The sequence below is a fragment of the Paenibacillus sp. 1182 genome, from assembly GCF_017833915.1.
Classification (GTDB): Bacteria; Bacillota; Bacilli; order Paenibacillales; family Paenibacillaceae; genus Paenibacillus; species Paenibacillus polymyxa_D.
Genome location: NZ_JAFICR010000008.1, coordinates 98,242 through 114,173 on the forward strand (window position 1 = coordinate 98,242; position 15,932 = coordinate 114,173).

General features: G+C 46.0%; 20 protein-coding genes and 1 pseudogene. 12 read left to right on the top strand and 9 right to left on the bottom strand.

The window, feature by feature from the left end:
* Window positions 1-34 precede the first annotated feature (34 nt).
* On the top strand, window positions 35-877 hold the full coding sequence (locus JOD82_RS17060; protein ID WP_029518221.1) for a MetQ/NlpA family ABC transporter substrate-binding protein: 843 nt from the start codon (window positions 35-37) through the stop codon (window positions 875-877).
* A 142-nt stretch (window positions 878-1,019) separates the two neighbouring features.
* Window positions 1,020-1,784 (top strand): SDR family oxidoreductase, encoded by a 765-nt coding sequence (locus JOD82_RS17065; RefSeq protein WP_029518222.1) that lies wholly within the window; start codon window positions 1,020-1,022, stop codon window positions 1,782-1,784.
* Window positions 1,785-1,876: 92 nt separating this feature from the next.
* On the opposite strand, the gene JOD82_RS17070 is transcribed toward JOD82_RS17065, so the two are convergent.
* Window positions 1,877-2,122, bottom strand: coding sequence for a NifU family protein (locus JOD82_RS17070; RefSeq protein ID WP_013311836.1), 246 nt, complete (start codon window positions 2,120-2,122; stop codon window positions 1,877-1,879).
* A gap of 87 nt (window positions 2,123-2,209) precedes the next feature.
* Here JOD82_RS17070 and JOD82_RS17075 point away from each other — a divergent pair, with 87 nt between their 5' ends.
* Window positions 2,210-2,467, top strand: a complete 258-nt coding sequence (locus JOD82_RS17075) for a YuzB family protein (RefSeq protein WP_023990179.1) — start codon at window positions 2,210-2,212, stop codon at window positions 2,465-2,467.
* A gap of 84 nt (window positions 2,468-2,551) precedes the next feature.
* Here JOD82_RS17075 and JOD82_RS17080 read toward each other — a convergent pair whose 3' ends face one another.
* Window positions 2,552-3,619: an NAD(P)/FAD-dependent oxidoreductase gene (locus tag JOD82_RS17080; protein ID WP_029518224.1), complete on the bottom strand. Its 1,068-nt coding sequence runs from the start codon at window positions 3,617-3,619 to the stop codon at window positions 2,552-2,554.
* Between the two features lie 204 nt (window positions 3,620-3,823).
* A complete protein-coding gene (mqnE, locus tag JOD82_RS17085) occupies window positions 3,824-4,930 on the bottom strand; it encodes an aminofutalosine synthase MqnE (protein WP_029518225.1) in 1,107 nt (368 codons plus the stop codon).
* A gap of 371 nt (window positions 4,931-5,301) precedes the next feature.
* On the opposite strand from mqnE, the gene JOD82_RS17090 reads away from it, so the two are divergent.
* The gene (locus JOD82_RS17090; RefSeq protein ID WP_013311832.1) at window positions 5,302-5,661 is read left to right on the top strand and encodes a HesB/IscA family protein; all 360 of its coding nucleotides are present in this window, start codon (window positions 5,302-5,304) and stop codon (window positions 5,659-5,661) included.
* A gap of 149 nt (window positions 5,662-5,810) precedes the next feature.
* Here JOD82_RS17090 and JOD82_RS17095 read toward each other — a convergent pair whose 3' ends face one another.
* The gene (locus tag JOD82_RS17095) at window positions 5,811-6,011 is read right to left on the bottom strand and encodes a hypothetical protein (RefSeq protein ID WP_029518226.1); all 201 of its coding nucleotides are present in this window, start codon (window positions 6,009-6,011) and stop codon (window positions 5,811-5,813) included.
* A 261-nt stretch (window positions 6,012-6,272) separates the two neighbouring features.
* Here JOD82_RS17095 and JOD82_RS29240 point away from each other — a divergent pair.
* The 3 genes and pseudogenes from JOD82_RS29240 (at window position 6,273) to JOD82_RS17105 (ending at window position 8,885) form a co-directional block, all read left to right on the top strand.
* A pseudogene (locus tag JOD82_RS29240) lies at window positions 6,273-6,638 on the top strand (hypothetical protein).
* Between the two features lie 94 nt (window positions 6,639-6,732).
* Window positions 6,733-8,307: a sigma-70 family RNA polymerase sigma factor gene (locus JOD82_RS17100; protein WP_209949704.1), complete on the top strand. Its 1,575-nt coding sequence runs from the start codon at window positions 6,733-6,735 to the stop codon at window positions 8,305-8,307.
* 134 nt (window positions 8,308-8,441) lie between these two features.
* Window positions 8,442-8,885, top strand: coding sequence for a ferritin-like domain-containing protein (locus JOD82_RS17105; protein ID WP_069012664.1), 444 nt, complete (start codon window positions 8,442-8,444; stop codon window positions 8,883-8,885).
* Between the two features lie 20 nt (window positions 8,886-8,905).
* Here the strand turns inward: JOD82_RS17105 and JOD82_RS17110 are convergent, their stop codons facing one another.
* Window positions 8,906-9,613 (bottom strand): DUF421 domain-containing protein, encoded by a 708-nt coding sequence (locus tag JOD82_RS17110; protein ID WP_069012613.1) that lies wholly within the window; start codon window positions 9,611-9,613, stop codon window positions 8,906-8,908.
* 193 nt (window positions 9,614-9,806) lie between these two features.
* Entirely contained in the window at window positions 9,807-10,685 is an 879-nt protein-coding gene (locus JOD82_RS17115) for a LysR family transcriptional regulator (protein ID WP_029518230.1), read from the bottom strand.
* Between the two features lie 149 nt (window positions 10,686-10,834).
* Here JOD82_RS17115 and JOD82_RS17120 point away from each other — a divergent pair, with 149 nt between their 5' ends.
* The 5 genes from JOD82_RS17120 to JOD82_RS17140 all read left to right on the top strand — a co-directional run bounded on the left by JOD82_RS17120 (window position 10,835) and on the right by JOD82_RS17140 (window position 13,790).
* Window positions 10,835-11,764: a DMT family transporter gene (locus JOD82_RS17120; RefSeq protein ID WP_069012614.1), complete on the top strand. Its 930-nt coding sequence runs from the start codon at window positions 10,835-10,837 to the stop codon at window positions 11,762-11,764.
* An 84-nt stretch (window positions 11,765-11,848) separates the two neighbouring features.
* Window positions 11,849-12,463, top strand: coding sequence for a hypothetical protein (locus tag JOD82_RS17125; protein WP_069012615.1), 615 nt, complete (start codon window positions 11,849-11,851; stop codon window positions 12,461-12,463).
* Window positions 12,464-12,520: 57 nt separating this feature from the next.
* Window positions 12,521-12,847, top strand: a complete 327-nt coding sequence (locus JOD82_RS17130; protein ID WP_039272696.1) for a hypothetical protein — start codon at window positions 12,521-12,523, stop codon at window positions 12,845-12,847.
* An 18-nt stretch (window positions 12,848-12,865) separates the two neighbouring features.
* Window positions 12,866-13,156 (top strand): hypothetical protein, encoded by a 291-nt coding sequence (locus JOD82_RS17135; protein WP_069012616.1) that lies wholly within the window; start codon window positions 12,866-12,868, stop codon window positions 13,154-13,156.
* A gap of 313 nt (window positions 13,157-13,469) precedes the next feature.
* The gene (locus JOD82_RS17140; RefSeq protein WP_023990165.1) at window positions 13,470-13,790 is read left to right on the top strand and encodes a hypothetical protein; all 321 of its coding nucleotides are present in this window, start codon (window positions 13,470-13,472) and stop codon (window positions 13,788-13,790) included.
* A 156-nt stretch (window positions 13,791-13,946) separates the two neighbouring features.
* Here the strand turns inward: JOD82_RS17140 and JOD82_RS17145 are convergent, their stop codons facing one another.
* From JOD82_RS17145 to JOD82_RS17155, 3 genes are all read right to left on the bottom strand, one after another.
* The gene (locus JOD82_RS17145) at window positions 13,947-14,804 is read right to left on the bottom strand and encodes a 1,4-dihydroxy-6-naphtoate synthase (RefSeq protein WP_029518234.1); all 858 of its coding nucleotides are present in this window, start codon (window positions 14,802-14,804) and stop codon (window positions 13,947-13,949) included.
* Window positions 14,805-15,467 (bottom strand): futalosine hydrolase, encoded by a 663-nt coding sequence (locus JOD82_RS17150; RefSeq protein ID WP_165148513.1) that lies wholly within the window; start codon window positions 15,465-15,467, stop codon window positions 14,805-14,807. It lies immediately after the preceding gene.
* Between the two features lie 200 nt (window positions 15,468-15,667).
* Entirely contained in the window at window positions 15,668-15,913 is a 246-nt protein-coding gene (locus JOD82_RS17155; RefSeq protein ID WP_029518236.1) for a hypothetical protein, read from the bottom strand.
* Window positions 15,914-15,932: the final 19 nt, after the last annotated feature.

Genomic DNA, 15,932 nt, shown 5'->3' on the forward strand with positions numbered 1-15,932 from the left:
CCTGAATATTACAAATTATTGGAGGGGTAATAACATGAAGAAATGGGTATTGGCTGTATTAAGCTTGACATTAATTGCGGTGCTGGCTGCTTGCGGCACAAAGAGCACAACATCGGATACAAACAATGCGGCCGAAAATACAGGCGGATCACCACGTGAAGTGGAGCTGAAAGTTGGAGCTTCTCCTGTGCCGCATGCGGAAATTTTGGAAGCAATCAAACCTCAGTTGGAAAAAGAAGGGGTTCGTCTCCAAGTCGTTCAGTTTAACGACTATGTACAGCCGAACGTTCAATTGTTTGACAAGCAGTTGGATGCTAACTTCTATCAACATGTACCTTACTTGAATGTTATGAACAAAGAGCGCAAAATGAATTTGGTTTCTGTGGGCGCGGTTCACCTGGAGCCTTTCGGCATCTACTCCCAAAAATATAAAAAGCTTGATGAACTCCCAGATGGCGCAACGGTAGCCATTCCGAACGATGCAACAAACGGAGGCCGTGCATTGTTGTTGTTGGAAAAACAAGGTCTGATCAAGCTGAAAGACGCAAGCAACATTGAAGCTACGGTAAAAGATATTACTGAAAATAAGAAAAACCTGAAATTCAAGGAGCTGGAAGCGGCTATGCTGCCACGTCAGTTGCCTGAAGTGGACATTGCGTTGATCAACACGAACTACGCTCTGGAAGCTAAGCTGAACCCGACGAAGGATGCACTGGCACTGGAAGATAAAGATTCTCCATATGCTAACGTTCTGGTAGCTCGTCCTGATAATAAAGATTCTGAAGCGATTCAGAAGCTGCTTAAAGCTTTGCAATCCCCAGAAACTAAAAAATTCATTGAAGATAAATACCAAGGCGCAATTATCCCGGCATTTTAAGTAGGGAACGAGAACACATTGCACGCAAACCCCAGATTCTCTTGAACAAGAGGACTGGGGTTTCTTTTGGATAGAGTTGTAGGGGAAGCTTAAATATTTTATACTTGGGGGTGACCGTTCTCTGTGAACAGGAGGAAAATTGTTGAGAGATAAAGTCGCATTCATAACGGGTAGTGCCAAAGGTTTAGGTAAAACGACCGCTCTGCGTCTGGCGAATGAAGGCTGTAATATTGCGCTGAATTATGTGCATAGCCAAGCAGAAGCCGAAGCGCTTAAGCGGGTGATTGAGTCTAAGGGAGTACGCTGCCTGTCTTTACAAGGGGATATCACTGTTCAGAAAGATATCACGAGGCTGATTGGTGAAGTCCAGGATCGGCTAGGCGGAGTCGATATTATGGTGAACAATGCTGGACCGTTCATCCGGGAACGCCGCCTGTTTGCGGATTACAGTGTAGCTGAGATTCATACCATGATACAAGGGAATCTGGTCGGTACCATGTTGCTGGATCATTTGGTATTGCCTCACATGCGTAGCCAGCAATGGGGACGTATTATTCATTTTGGCTTTGGTCATGCTGGAGAAGCGAGGGCTTGGCCGCATCGCGCCGTCTACGCAGCCGCCAAGGTGGGGCTGGTGTCTTTTACGAAGTCACTGGCTGTAGAGGAGGCTCCTTATGGCATCACGGTCAATATGATCTGTCCAGGGGATATTCGAGGAGCAAATAAGGAAATGTCAATCGCCGATGTCATCGGCATGCAGGATAAAGAGACACCGCGTGGGCGTCCGGGGAGCGGAGAGGACATTGCGCGAGTGATCGCCTATTTGTGTGAGGAGCATTCGGATTTTATAACAGGCAATATTATGGATGTATCGGGAGGATTGGACCCCATTCGGCCAACCATATAAGCTTGAGTGATCCCTCAGACGCTGTAACACAAAAAAGAGTCTTGAGCTTCGTTACCGAAGTCAAGACTCTCATGATCATTATGCATCAAGCATTAAAATACTTGTACCACTTCTTGGACGCCGTCGACTTCTTCGAGAAGAGCGCGTTCAATCCCTGCTTTCAGCGTGATTGTGGAACTTGGGCAACTGCCGCAAGCACCTACCAGCTTCAGCTTAACGATGCCGTCTTCAACGTCAACCAGCTCAACGTCGCCGCCATCGCGTTGCAGGAACGGACGGAGCTTATCCAGTACATCTGCTACTTCATCATACATTTGAACGCTTTGTGTTTCGCTCATTAGAATTCAACTCCTTTCCTATACCTTTATTATTATATTACAAAGCGGGCCAAATTAAAATGCCCGTCATCCAAAGCAGGTGAAAAAATGTTAAGACCTATTATTGAGTTTTGCACCAGTAATATGCATTGGGGCACTGATGAAATCATGTCCAAGCTGGAACAGAATCCAGATTATGATGTGATTGAATACGGCTGCCTAAGCAATTGCGGTCAGTGTAACGCGGAACCCTATGCGATGGTCAATGGTGAGATTGTATCCGCAGATTCAGCAGAGCTTCTGTACGAAGTGATTATGAACAAAATTAAGGAAGCTGAAGCATGGGATAACCTAGACTTGGATTGAAATATAATGCTCTGTTAGCCCATACACGCAATATACAAAGAAGACCTGCTTTGGGAGCGGGTCTTCTTTGTTTGTTTAGCATGATCAGCCAAAATGGCGTTTGGACTTCCAGAGCACACCGCTTTTAAGCAGGCGTGGTACACGGCCGCGCAATGAAGTGCTGCCCATAAAGCCATAGCCGAACCCGGCCTTCTTGCCAAGTGCGCCTAATGTACCGCGCAGCTTTAAAGGATGCGGGTGAGGCGTTTGACCTTTCCATAGATCACGTACAATATGTGCGATTTGTTCCCCTTGCACCTCTGCTGCCTGAGCGCTTGGAGAGTAGGGAAGGCTCGCACAGTCTCCGACCACATATACCTCTGGATGATCTGGTATTTGGTAGTAATCGTTGAGCACGATACGACCCTGAGGGTCTTTAGGGACAGCTAAATCCTGCACGATTTTTACTGGCTGAATCCCGGCCGTCCATACCACTGCATCCGTTACAATTTGCTCGTCACGGTTATAAATAGCCCCCGGCTCAATACGAGAAACCGCAACATGGTTCAGGGCATTAACCTGATGCTCCTTGAACCAAGCATGTACATAGGCAGACAAACGTTGCGGGAATGCTGACAGCACCCGCTCGCCCCGATCCATAATGGTAATATTCAAATCCGTGCGGCTTTCACGTAACTCCGCTGCAATCTCAACACCGCTAAGACCGCCGCCTACAATATGGACATGTCCATATGGCTTGATTTCGTTCAAGCGCAGATAGGTTTGGCGGGTATGGTTAAACGACTGGATCGTACAGCTGTGTTCTTCAGCCCCCGGTGTATTGTGAAAGCGGTCGGTACAACCCAACGCAATGACAAGCTGATCATAGGGCAAGGGTTCACCGTCTTGAAAATGGACCATTTTATTCTCCAGATCCATCGAGGTGACCTCTCCGTATTTGCGAATAAGACGTTGCTCATCTGGAAAATGCACCCGCAAATCAAAATCAGAAACCGTACCTGCTGCGAGGGCATAGTACTCTGTTTTCAAGCCCTGAAAGGGCATTCGATCCACTAAAATAACTTGAACATCGTCGGGAATGTGTTTATCCAGCAATTCTTTGGCAATGGTAAGGCCGCCATAGCCGCCCCCCAGAATAACGAAATTTTTCATCAAAATCCGCCTTCCTTTCGCTACCGTGTCCCCGGCAAATGGTCTGGTGTCTCGTCGATCTAACACAAGTTTTTGTTGTTATAAAACCCGAGAATCGGGCCTGCCTGTGGCAGACAGACCAGCGTATTCCGGGGCAGCATGATGCTGCATGATGTGAGTAATGGGGATGATATGCTCGCGGGAAATCTGAATCCGATATTACATTTATTCGAAAACTTCGATTTCGTTATAGAAGGTGTCTCGTTCTACAGGTATGCGTCCTGCACCTTTGACCAGCCAGATCAGCTCTTTACGGGTCAATCCGGCAGGGGTCAACGCACCTGCGGCATGGCTGATCTGCTCGCGCACAATCGTGCCATGGACGTCTGATGCGCCAAAGGTGAGAGCGACCTGCGTCAATTGCGGGCCAATATTAATGAAGTAAGCTTTGACATGGTCGATATTGTCCAGCATCAGGCGGCTGATCGCAATGGTTTTGAGATCTTCGTAAGCGGAGTTACGACGCATAATGTTGGCGTTTTTGCTTTTCGGCTGCATGGACAGTGGAATAAATACCATAAATCCGTTCGTTTCGTCCTGCAATTCGCGAATTTGCAGCATATGTTCAATACGATCCTGATACGATTCGACCGAACCGTACAGCATAGTCGTATGAGTTTTCATGCCGAGATTGTGGGCCGTGCGATGTACTTCGAGATAGCGGTCCACGTTGGCTTTGGTAACACGCATCTTCTTGCGATATTCGTCGGACAAGATTTCTGCGCCACCACCAGTCAGGGATTGAAGTCCAGCCTTTTGCAGCTCCTCAAGCACTTCTTTAATACTCAAGCCGCTTATGCGTGTGAAAAAGTCAATTTCCGCTGCTGTGTAGGCTTTCAGTGTAACGTGGGGATATTTTTCATTCAGCGCCTTCAATGAGTCTACATAGTATTGGAAAGGCACATGATTATTATGACCACCGACGATATGAAATTCTCTTACCCCCGGATGGATGTGTTGCTCTACATAATCAATCATTTCCTGCCCGGACAACGTATAAGAGCCGTCTTCCCCCTGATCCTTGCGGAAATTGCAGAACGCGCAGCGCGCTTCGCATACATTGGTGAAGTACAGGCTCATGTTTTCGATAAAATAAACCTTTTTTCCGTTCTTGCGTAAATTAGCTTCGTTAGCCAACTGACCCAGTGTGAGGATATCGTCAGTTTCATACAAATATATACCATCTTCGAGGTTCAAACGAATCCCGTTCTGTACCTTTTCTACAATTTCCGCCATTCTGCGGTCTGTAAAAGGTGTAACTAATGTGGACATGCCTATTCCTCCTTCAAGTTGCTCTGTGCGAGGCTGTCCGCCAAATCAGCGACACAAGCGCTAAGTGCGCACAGGATGTCCCGTTCCGTCGGTAAAATACGGCAGCGCGGATATACGATATGTGAAAAATGTTACAATGCCAGGCTACAATGATGAATATCTCAAAATATCGCCTTTGAAATGACAAATTTCCGACAGTTTCTTTTACACACTCTTCACCTATTATAAACCTCACACCACCGGTGTTCAATACAAACGAATAGAAAAACAGGTCTTGAAGCCTGTAAGGGAAGGACATTCCATGACTTGAGCACCTGCAAATAGTGGAGTATACTGAAGGAGAACATGAAGTAAAAGAGGAGGATGGAGCTATGATTAACATCACCGATTCCGCTGCTGAGCGTTTGAAGGATATGCTGGAGCAGCAGGAAACGCCGAATATGTTTTTACGTCTGGGTGTTACGCCAGGTGGTTGCACCGGATTCTCGTATGCAATGGGCTTTGACGACAACGAGACGGATCAGGATATATATATGAACGTACAGGATATGAAGATTGTAGTGGAAAAGGAAAGCATCCGCTACCTGGACGGTCTGGAAATCGACTTTGAAGAGTCTGGAATGTCAGGCGGCTTCACGATTCATAACCCGAATGCCGTAGCTACATGCGGCTGCGGTTCAAGCTTCCGTACAGCTACAGATGCCGGGAAACCGAACGAAGAGCCTTGTTAAGGTAGTTTAAAAGGGTACAATGAAATGAATTGTCTGCAAACCTGCATGATGGGGTGTTAACAATTCGAAAATGTAAATCAAGACCTCCAGAACGGTATAGTCACGTACTATATTCGTCCTGGAGGTCTTTTTTAATATGTAGAGATTACTTACTTAGGATCATTATCACTACGTGTGGATTGGACAAATTTACTCAGGGCATTAAAAAAGGCAAATGCAACTGTAAAAAGCAAAAGAGCTACGGGTTTAATTTCAATCTTAGAAAAAACACTATATAAAACTAAAAATGCAAAAAAGAGTACTGAGCTATTTACGTTTTGTTTTGTATAAATAGATTTTATAAAATTCATTGTATCACTCTCCAATTTGATTATAAGAATTCAAAACATATAGTATAAGTACCTCATTAACAAAATAGAAGTTAACTTGGTATATATACCATATTGCGAATGTATTTAATGAACGACTTCTTATACATAAATTACAGTATTGCATACAAACATTCAGGACTTATCAAATAAAAAATTCACATTATTTTAATTAGAGTTTTACTTCACTAGAATTTCAGTATAGGAACTTACAATTTAAATTCTGAGGGAGTGAAAGAATATATGAACAATCCAGTTAGTTTAAAAAGGGCTACCATGACATATGGACCTGATGATGATCCTCATATGTATGAATTATTTGAGGGAGTTCTGTATGATCGTAGTTATTTCTTTTATCTTGAACATGGGATACTGTGTCTGCGACATGTAAGAAAGGTAGAACAACCGGACCATCCACATCTTTATGTGGATGGGGAAAGTGGGGGCCTCTAACTAGCGAAGAATGTACAGCGTGGGATTATGGAAGTCGTTACAGAACTGATCGAGCGTTTGCGTAGTAAGGATGGATTGACGTTTTTACTGGACGAACTGCTATGGCTACATGGTCGAAGTCATATTGAACTTAACCTCGTAAAAAATAAAGGATGATATATTTCTGTTGAGAAACTAGCTGATTTGTAACCTTCCTCCACGGAGTTGGCACTTAAGACTAAGAACACGAGAGAAAAGAGGCTAGGGATGTATGAAGGAGTGGGTTGAAAAGGCACGGCAGGGGGATGAAGAAGCGTTCGGGCAGCTAATGCTGCATTTTCGCGGGATGGCCTATGCGGTGTCCTATGACATGCTGAAGGATGTTCATCTCGCGGAAGATGCCGTGCAGGATGCGCTCATAGAAGCTTATCAGAATCTGGAGAAGCTGCAGACCCCGTCTGCTTTTCCAGGCTGGTTCAAGACCATTGTGGTAAGACAGTGCCAGCGAATGCTGCGGCGCAAGCATCATTCGGTGCTTCCTCTGGATGAGGCTGTGCAGATATCGGGAGGAGTACCGGGTGTAGCAGAAATTGCGGAGCGTAGGGAGGAGAGCCAAGTTCTGCAACAATCGGTGAAGGCACTGTCTGCCAAGCTGCGCGTGCCTCTGCTGCTGTTTTATTTTTACGGCTATTCTCTTCAGGAAATTTCCGATTATCTGGGCACTCCGGTCCCGACGCTTAAGAAGCGGTTGCACGATGCTCGCCGAAAGCTGAAAGGTACACTCCCGGTAGCTGATCTCGTTTCTGTGTTCAATCATTTGTATGAGGGAGGGCAAAACATGCTACATATTGTTAACGGTGATGTTGTAGGCGAGATGTTGAAGCAGGGTGTTGTACAGGGTGATGTGCTTGTATGGAGAGAGGTATATCCGGCAGGACCGATATTTTTAAATCCAGCGGGGGCGGAAGAACGGGCATTGCGGGCCAGGGTCCTAGAAGAATCGATGGGTATTCCGACCAGCGAATATATTATGGGTTGTGAGGAACAGGAGCAGAAACTTCGTGAGTTTATTAAGTATGATGAAGTCGTATTGTGGTTTGAGCATGACCTGTTTGATCAGAGCATGCTCGCCTATCTGCTCCACTGGTTCAAAAGACAGAAACTGGGCCGCACGAAGCTGAGCTTGCTCTGCATTGGGGAGTTTCCGGGAATCGAACGCTTTCATGGCTTGGGACAGCTCACTCCGGCACAGCTTCAGACATTATCTGGGACCTGGCGGACTATTGGGCGGCAAGAAATGGAACTCGGAAGCGAGCTTTGGAAGGCGTATGCTTCTCCTGATCCTGTTCAAATGGCTAATCTGCTGGAAGACAAGAAGGCAGAATTGGCAGCATCCGGCCTGCCTTTTGCCTATGAAGCTTTCACAGCGCATCTCAAGCGGCTGCCCTCGGAGCAGAATGGTCTTGGCATTGTGGAACAGACCACGCTTCAGGCCGTTCATAATGAAGTGAATACGGCATTGGAATTGTTTCGTCAGGTAACTGACGTTCTGCATGTGCTTGGCATGGGTGATCTCGAATACTGGAAATTTATTCGTGCTTTGGCGCAAGGCGAACATCCTTTGCTGATCATTGACGGGATTGAGGCGGGCTTGGATTTCAGACAAATTCCGGATTTTCTGAACCGAAAGGTAATTCTGACAGAGTTGGGTAAAGAGGTACTGAATGGATCAGCGGACCGCATTGCAGTTCAAGGGATCGATGAGTGGTTTGGGGGGCTGCATCTCCATGGACATGAGGTTTCTTGGCGCTGGGATGATGTAGCTGGAGGTTTGATCCGACATTGAAGGATAGCTATCATCAGTATATTCTCCTAATGTTAGGAACCGACATGGGCAGATGCGCATATACTTTCTAAAAACTAACATTAGGAGGAATAAACTTGTATCAAGTACCTTCTTACTGGGGAAATTCATACTATATGCGGGCCGATTTTGTACCGATCTGGAACACAGGATTTCCGAAAGCAGTACAAATGATAAAGGAAGCGGTACAAGGGGAGCGTAACGATGAGTTGTTCTACGATGAATTGATCAATTTGGCACCCTCACAAGAGCAGGTGGCTATTATTGAAAGCATCCGTAATGATGAGCGCGGTCACAATAAAATGTTCAGAGAGATGTATCGGGCTTTGACAGGACAGGAAATTGCAGGCATCAGTAGTGAGCAATATGAGAGGGTGCAATCTTATACAGAAGGTCTACAGCGCGCCTTGATGGGAGAGTTGGGTGCGGTGGAACGATATCGCAACATCTGGTTTGGTTTGCCTGCCGGTATCTATAAGGACACGGTGTACGGTATCATTTTGGATGAGCTTAAGCACGCTGCCAAATACAATTATCTGATTACGTTGAATCTCAGGTAACTATTGACCGAAAGTCAATACTACTCCACATCAATTGGATGCTGGATTTTATCCTTATATTCATCCACATAGAGTTGGCCGTTGCTGCCTTTAACGGCATAGAATACGTCCTCTAACTTTTTGTCGCGGGCCTTCAGTTGAGACAGCAGCCATGATTCGGGAATATGATTGGAGTTTAAATTGCCATGCAAAAGCTGTCCGTCGATTACAAGCTCAATTGGGAACTGTGTGGCATTACCTGCATTCAACTGCAGGTCTTTTAATGTCACGGCTTGCAGTTCCTTTTTCTTTTGAACAGATAGTTTTCCGTTAATCTCAAGGAGGGCGTACTGCACTTCTTCTATATTAAAAATTTCTTTCTGGCGAAGTTGTTGGTTTAAAGAATCCAATGTCATATTATTTTTTTTTAGGTTATCTTCGAGAATGAACCCTCCTTCTATGAGAACGGTGGGTGCTCCCTCTGTCCACATCTTAAAGTTTCTGAATTTCAAAAAAAACTTGGATAAAACATAAGAAGTAATTGTAAAAACAGACAGGGCTATTAATAGGTGGACAACTTCTATTTTTTGGTTAAATGCAAAATTAGCAGCCATAGCTCCTAATATAACTGCCGTTACGAATTCGTGAAAGTTCATATTGGAAAGGGTTTGCTTCCCCAATATTCTCCCAATTAGCATGAGGATAACGAATGCAGAAAAACTTCTGATCAAAATAACGAGATGATCCATGCAAAACCCTCCTAGTTTGAAAATTGCAGGTATTCAGCATATAGGTTACCCGCTGGGATGGGATAATATACCAATGTAATTAATGCATTATATGTGATGTATAAGCTTATAGGTTAGAAATTTAGCTATTTGGTCGAATGATTTGATTTCTCTGCATATGAATAGACCTCCTTATGTTCATAATCCAATGCTTCTACTGCTTCATATCCGTAAACAGCTCCTGCGCAGTACGCACAAATAACTGTACAGCCAGAGAAGCATTGTGCAGGGATGGTACAGCGATACCGATTTGACGTGTGATCAGAGGTGAAGTCTCCTTGACGGTCAGATCATGGGGGAACGTGGACAAGGCGAGTGAAGAAACAATGCCCATACCCAGTCCTTGTCGAACCATGCTGACCAAGGTGCTGACATTGTGAGTAATGAATTGTGCCTGCAACTGACTTTGTTCGCGTTCAAAACCTTCCATAATGGCGACCTCATGTCCACCTTTACAAAAGATCATATCCTGCTCATTCAAGTCACGGATGGCAATTTTATTGTGCGATTGTAGAGGGTGACCGTCTGGCAGGAGAATAACCATGTCATCCTGACATAATGGGATGATATCTACCTGAGGGTCTGGTAACAGGATGATACCGACTTCGATTTCTCTGGTATGCACCCACTCCTTGACTTCATTCGTGGAGCCTTCATGTAGATCGAAAACAAGGTTCGGATAATGCTGACGAATATGATGAATAATCGGGGGCAGAAAATAGGCTGAGGCAGAAGGAAAGGCACCGATCGTGATCGTGCCCACGTCTAGACCTTTTTCAGCAGCCACCTGCTGCTGTACCTTTTCCATGCTTTGCAGCATCATACGGAATTGCAGCAGTACCTTGTGCCCGATATTTGTCAGCAGCACTCCTTTTTTTCGGTCGCGCAGCAATAGCTGGACACCCAGCTCGTTTTCGATGCTGGCGATGGCATGGCTGACCGCGGGCTGCGTCATATGCAGCTCATGGGCAGTTTGGGTGAAGTTTAGCGTTTCAGCTACACGAACGAAGATCATAATCTGAGTAATGGTCATAAGTGAAAAGTTATCTCCCTTATTGAAAACATTCATTTTATTTATTAGTGACCACAGTATACGCTAGTAAAGCAAAACTTTGCAAACGGCTATTCAGATTTTAGTCGGTAGCAATGAGCGATGAAAAATCTAAGGGAGAGAAGACATCTATGAAAAAATTAACACCTAAAGCTACGTTGTGGCTTGTCTTGATATTAGTGATGGTATGGGGGATCAACTGGCCGTTGACCAAGCTGGCTTTGCCAGATACGCCGCCGATATTTTTTTCAGGAATCCGTACCCTGCTGGGTGGTGTGATTCTGCTATTGTTCGCTATACGTCACCGGGAAACCTTGCGTTTTAGACAAAATGCGTGGACTTATCTTGTGCTGTCCATATTTAATATTGCAGGCTACTATGGCTTGCAGACGGTAGGGCTGCGTTATTTGCCTGCTGGGTTATTTTCCACTTTAGTATTCCTTCAGCCGATCCTGTTGGGATTATTCTCCTGGATGTGGTTAGGGGAGCGCATGTTTCCCCTGAAGGTCATTGGACTGGTACTGGGTTTTGGCGGGGTGATCGTGATTAGCTCTGGTGGAATGGCAGGGCATTTATCGGTACTGGGTATTGTGTTGGGGCTAGCTTCAGGATTGTGCTGGGCGCTCGGAACGATTTATATGAAGAAAAAAAGTCAGCAGCTGGACTCCATTTGGGCGGTGACGATGCAGCTCGTATTGGGAGGGATTATACTCAATGGGATTGGATTTACGACCGAGAAATGGAGCGATATTCACTGGACGACCTCCTTTATCGCAATTCTATTGTTTATTTCGATATTCGTGATTGCGATGGGCTGGATAATTTATTTTAAACTGATCGACAATGGAGATGCAGGAACCGTCGGCTCATATACGTTTATGATTCCGGTGTTGTCCACAGTCTTTAGTATGGTAATGCTCAAGGAATCGCTTACTTTGACGTTTGTTGTGGGGCTGGTGCTGATTGCAGGCAGTGTGTATCTGGTAAATACAGCATCTCCTAGAAAACGAAAGAACCGAAACTCCAGGGCTGATGAAACGAATTCCTGTACAAATGCATAGAAATATGGAATTAGGAAAAATATACTAGATTATCAGAGGAGGGAATAGTAAAATATGACTATATAAGTAGAGAGGAAGTTTGGTATGGGAGAATTAAGCAGTCATGCTCAGTCTGTGGAGCCGCAAGCACATTCTGTTCGTAAGCTCGCAGTTGTAGCAACAGTCATTTCAGGAGTAGCTGTACTAGGATGTATAGCCTTGGCGGTGTGGAATTATAATCTGAATACGAAGGTCAATACTTTAACTAGTGCGAACGCTTCACTAAATAAAACAACACAAGCGTTAACGAAGCAACACAACGATACAGAGGCGCTACTGGGACGAGTTAGATTAACAGCTAACCTGTCAGCCATAACGCATATGTTAGAGCAGACATCTGTCGTTACCGATGATTTTGTATTGGAAAAAGTGACTTTTGATGTAACAGAGGATGGCACGTTGAAGGGTGTGCTACTGAATGTGAACAATCAACCTAATCTTGGTTTTGGCGGTGCTTATCAAGGTTATGGTAAATATAATATGTCCTCAGCTGCATTGACGAAGAAGGCGGAGGAAGTCATAAACATAGCTATGAAAGAGTACGGTACATCTGACAAGCTTCCGGTATGGGATAAGAATACGAGGGTGGAAATGACGGTTCAAAATTATCCGCTTGGGAAGCGGGAAGGCGGCACTTTTAAACTCACCGGTCAGCAGTAGGAGGAACCTAATGTATTCCGATGTTGGGTTTTGCAGATGAAGCGGGGGAGTTAAGGAATGGACAGATATACACCTACAGCGAGGGAACGTTGGCAGATGAAACAGAGCGAGCCGCAGCAGCAGGGATGGCTGCTCGCTTTCTTTGGCTGGATTTTTGCAGGTTTGGGGTTCATATTTAGTTTTTTTGTCTTTGGAGGATTGTTGGGTGTCTTAGGTTTGGTTTTTGGAATTTTGACGAAACGAATGGAACAAAGAAACACGCAGGGCATCTTCATTATTGTAATCAGCTCCGTTGCTATTGGCATCGGTCTATTGATTTTTATGATTTTTTTTACGCAAGGTTTTGTAGAGGGTCTGAGAGAAGGGTATAATGAGCATTATTAGGTCAGGGAGGTAACAGCATTGAGCGTCATTATTTCACAGCAAATCTCGGCAACGGGCGTGAAGGAATATACGAAGGTGATGAAAACATTTGATTCTCCGTTTACACCTTTAGTTGGACAGAAGATCAGGGACACGGCATTTGGCGATATGCAATATTACGATGTCGAGGACGTATTTATTGATCTAGCGGAGAATGAATATTGGGTTATTCTACCTGCCGTTTTGCTGCATACTGATGATATTGAGGATATACGAGACGCTGTGCGTGAGTATCGTTCACATGGTTGGGAATGTACGAAACCTCTGTAAATGCATACCACTTAGGCATCTATACGGAAACGTCTTTCTTTTGCGAGATAGGCGTTTTTTTGTGTATTTGTGTAGGGGGTATTCCTAATGATTGGCATGAAAAGAAAGAATTTATGCTGAAAATGCGCAAATTTTATCATTTTTTATCATAAAACGACAAGTTGGGAAATGAAAACGGCCTTAATGTGTTATACTTAGTATATCAAAGGACAAGAGTCTAAAACGACCGGTAAGGCCCTTTCTTTGAAGAGCCTCTGAAAGGTTCAACGTTTATCCAAAATAAATGGTCAAAAGGAAAAGGGGAAATGCTAACGTGAGAGTGAATTTGAAATTTACCAACAAAGGGCAAGTTGCAGTTGAGAAGTTCAACAATGAGGAGCTTATCGAAATCTTTACCCGCTACATTAAAACGTTAAGCAAGAAGTATGATATCTCGGTTACCGTACCGGAGGATCTGAATGAGCAGATCTTGGAGGAGGGTACCGTGAAGGTCGTGTTGGATAAGATTAATTGTGACATGGACGCTTTTTTCAAGGAGCTGAGCCGGGATATCAAGGTGCCGCTGGTCAAAAGATTGGGTACCAAACTGGATAACGTATTTAAGACCGAGGTTGTGGAGCAGGAACAGAACTAAGTATAGGGATCAAGCGAGTCGAATGAAGATTCGCCATATGAAATGATAAAACCTCCCGAATGGGGCGCATGGCTAGGCCATGTGCTCGTTCGGGAGGTTTTATATGTTTAAACTACTCTATTCAGTAGGAAAACATGCAAGGCATGTCTCTCCCTTTTAACGTATTGTTGTGGATGTAGGGCGCAGTTGGGCTAAATCAAACGAAGGTACCAGCCCTTCCTGCGCGGCACGACCGAGCAAAGCTTCGATGGCGGCATATCCACTGTCGCCCAGATTGGCGGTAAAATCGTTAACGTACAGGTCGATATGCGATTGGGCGACATCAGGTGAAAGCTCCTGCGCATGAGACAATACATATTCACGCGAAGCTTCTGGATGCTGCCAAGCGTATTCGACAGAGGCGCGTATCCAGTTTGTGATCGCATCCAGATCCAGCGTACGGCGGGCAATAATAGCTCCGAGCGGGATCGGCAGTCCTGTATCTTCTTCCCACCAGTTCCCCAGATCGACTTGCTTACTAAGCCCGTAGGACGGATACGTGAACCGTGCTTCATGAATAACTAGTCCGGCATCTATCTTCCCGTCACGGACAGCAGGCATAATTTGGTCGAACGGCATCACGACGATCTCGCCGACACCCCCAGGCACATGCTTGGCCGCCCACAGGCGGAACAGCAGATAGGCAGTGGAACGTTCACTCGGAACGGCTACACGCTTGCCGGACAGGGCTTCCGGGCCTTTGACGGTGGAACCTTCCTTGGTCAGCACGAGTGGCCCACAACCCCGGCCCAGTGCGCCCCCACAAGGCAGCAGGGCATATTCATCCAGTACCCAAGGGAGTGCAGCATACGAAATTTTCATGATATCCAGTCCGTCTGGTGTGATCGCCAGATTGTTGGTGATGTCGATATCGGCGAATGTAATGTCCAGCGCGGGTGCGCCCGGAATCAAACCATGCGCCAGGGCATGGAAGACAAAAGTGTCGTTGGGACAAGGTGAAAAAGCAATTTGCATCTATATAACCTCCGTTAATGTAGAAAATGCGGCTTCCAATGCTTGCAAAGCCTCTTTGATTCGCCAGGCTGCACGGTCACGTGGACCGACAGCATTGGAAATCGTGCGGATTTCCATCGTCGGCAGTTCTAGCCTATTTGCCGCCACGGCCACGCCGTAGCCTTCCATCGCTTCGGCAGCAGCTCCAGGAACGCGTTTGGCCAGCCGTTCCGCTGTTGCCGCCGTACCGGTGGCCGTAGAGACGGTCAGGATCGGCCCCGCGACAGCCGTCTGTCCGGCGGCACGCAACGTCTGAACCAATCGCTGCGCGGTGGCAACGTTCACGGCAATTTTGCTTGAGCCGAACCCTAGCTCGTCCACGCTGCTGAAGCCCTCTGCCGTCTCGGCCCCCAGGTCGGCGGCAATGATCGCGTCAGCAACAACGACGCTCTCCAATGCAGCGACCTCCGCGAAGCCGCCACCAATTCCGGCGCTGATGACCAGACGGTAGTCACCAGCCGCCGCCAGTGCTAGCGCGGTTGAAGCCGCCGCGGACGGTGCGCCCACGCCAGCTAGCTCGACCACAAAACGGGTGTCGCCTTTCAGGCCCCGCAGTACAGCTTCCCGTTCGCCTTCAACCGCGGTCATAACCAGGATGCGCTCATCTGATGTTGTATGCTCCATCGGTTGATTCCCCTTTAAATTTAGGTAATATGCTCCCTTATCATACTGCTTTTCGAAACGATGTTCAAAAAAGGTCGACAAAAAAAGCGCTCTGAGGCGCTTTTTGAAAAACTGCAAGATTCAGCAGATATGAAAATCGGTAGTTGTAAACATAAAGCAATTCTAATCTGGAAGAACAGCGCAGGCATAGCATATAATAATTATATCGGCTGATCCTTTGTGATTAGCTGAAACATGGTAATATTGCGGTCATAATGGCTTGGGGTTCCATCTTGATTGCGCACCCGAATCATCTCGCTACTGAATAACTCGATATATCCACAGCCAATCTCACAGTATACACCTGTAGGGTCCTCTTGCCAGACCGTAACGAGGTGTTGAGACAGCGCTGCGGTGAAAAATTCGATGTTTTTTTGCAGTACGCGTGGCGTTTTCTTGGGTTCCATAACGTAAATCCTCCCTATA

What these genes read in the sequence shown, in the direction of transcription:
- JOD82_RS17060 (WP_029518221.1), top strand. Translation starts at nt 35, where the DNA reads ATGAAGAAATGGGTATTGGCTGTATTAAGCTTGACATTAATTGCGGTG.
- JOD82_RS17070 (WP_013311836.1), bottom strand. Translation starts at nt 2,122, where the DNA reads ATGAGCGAAACACAAAGCGTTCAAATGTATGATGAAGTAGCAGATGTA.
- JOD82_RS17075 (WP_023990179.1), top strand. Translation starts at nt 2,210, where the DNA reads ATGTTAAGACCTATTATTGAGTTTTGCACCAGTAATATGCATTGGGGC.
- JOD82_RS17080 (WP_029518224.1), bottom strand. Translation starts at nt 3,619, where the DNA reads ATGAAAAATTTCGTTATTCTGGGGGGCGGCTATGGCGGCCTTACCATT.
- mqnE (WP_029518225.1), bottom strand. Translation starts at nt 4,930, where the DNA reads ATGTCCACATTAGTTACACCTTTTACAGACCGCAGAATGGCGGAAATT.
- JOD82_RS17090 (WP_013311832.1), top strand. Translation starts at nt 5,302, where the DNA reads ATGATTAACATCACCGATTCCGCTGCTGAGCGTTTGAAGGATATGCTG.
- JOD82_RS17095 (WP_029518226.1), bottom strand. Translation starts at nt 6,011, where the DNA reads ATGAATTTTATAAAATCTATTTATACAAAACAAAACGTAAATAGCTCA.
- JOD82_RS17100 (WP_209949704.1), top strand. Translation starts at nt 6,733, where the DNA reads ATGAAGGAGTGGGTTGAAAAGGCACGGCAGGGGGATGAAGAAGCGTTC.
- JOD82_RS17105 (WP_069012664.1), top strand. Translation starts at nt 8,442, where the DNA reads ATGCGGGCCGATTTTGTACCGATCTGGAACACAGGATTTCCGAAAGCA.
- JOD82_RS17110 (WP_069012613.1), bottom strand. Translation starts at nt 9,613, where the DNA reads ATGGATCATCTCGTTATTTTGATCAGAAGTTTTTCTGCATTCGTTATC.
- JOD82_RS17115 (WP_029518230.1), bottom strand. Translation starts at nt 10,685, where the DNA reads ATGACCATTACTCAGATTATGATCTTCGTTCGTGTAGCTGAAACGCTA.
- JOD82_RS17120 (WP_069012614.1), top strand. Translation starts at nt 10,835, where the DNA reads ATGAAAAAATTAACACCTAAAGCTACGTTGTGGCTTGTCTTGATATTA.
- JOD82_RS17125 (WP_069012615.1), top strand. Translation starts at nt 11,849, where the DNA reads ATGGGAGAATTAAGCAGTCATGCTCAGTCTGTGGAGCCGCAAGCACAT.
- JOD82_RS17130 (WP_039272696.1), top strand. Translation starts at nt 12,521, where the DNA reads ATGGACAGATATACACCTACAGCGAGGGAACGTTGGCAGATGAAACAG.
- JOD82_RS17145 (WP_029518234.1), bottom strand. Translation starts at nt 14,804, where the DNA reads ATGCAAATTGCTTTTTCACCTTGTCCCAACGACACTTTTGTCTTCCAT.
- JOD82_RS17150 (WP_165148513.1), bottom strand. Translation starts at nt 15,467, where the DNA reads ATGGAGCATACAACATCAGATGAGCGCATCCTGGTTATGACCGCGGTT.
- JOD82_RS17155 (WP_029518236.1), bottom strand. Translation starts at nt 15,913, where the DNA reads ATGGAACCCAAGAAAACGCCACGCGTACTGCAAAAAAACATCGAATTT.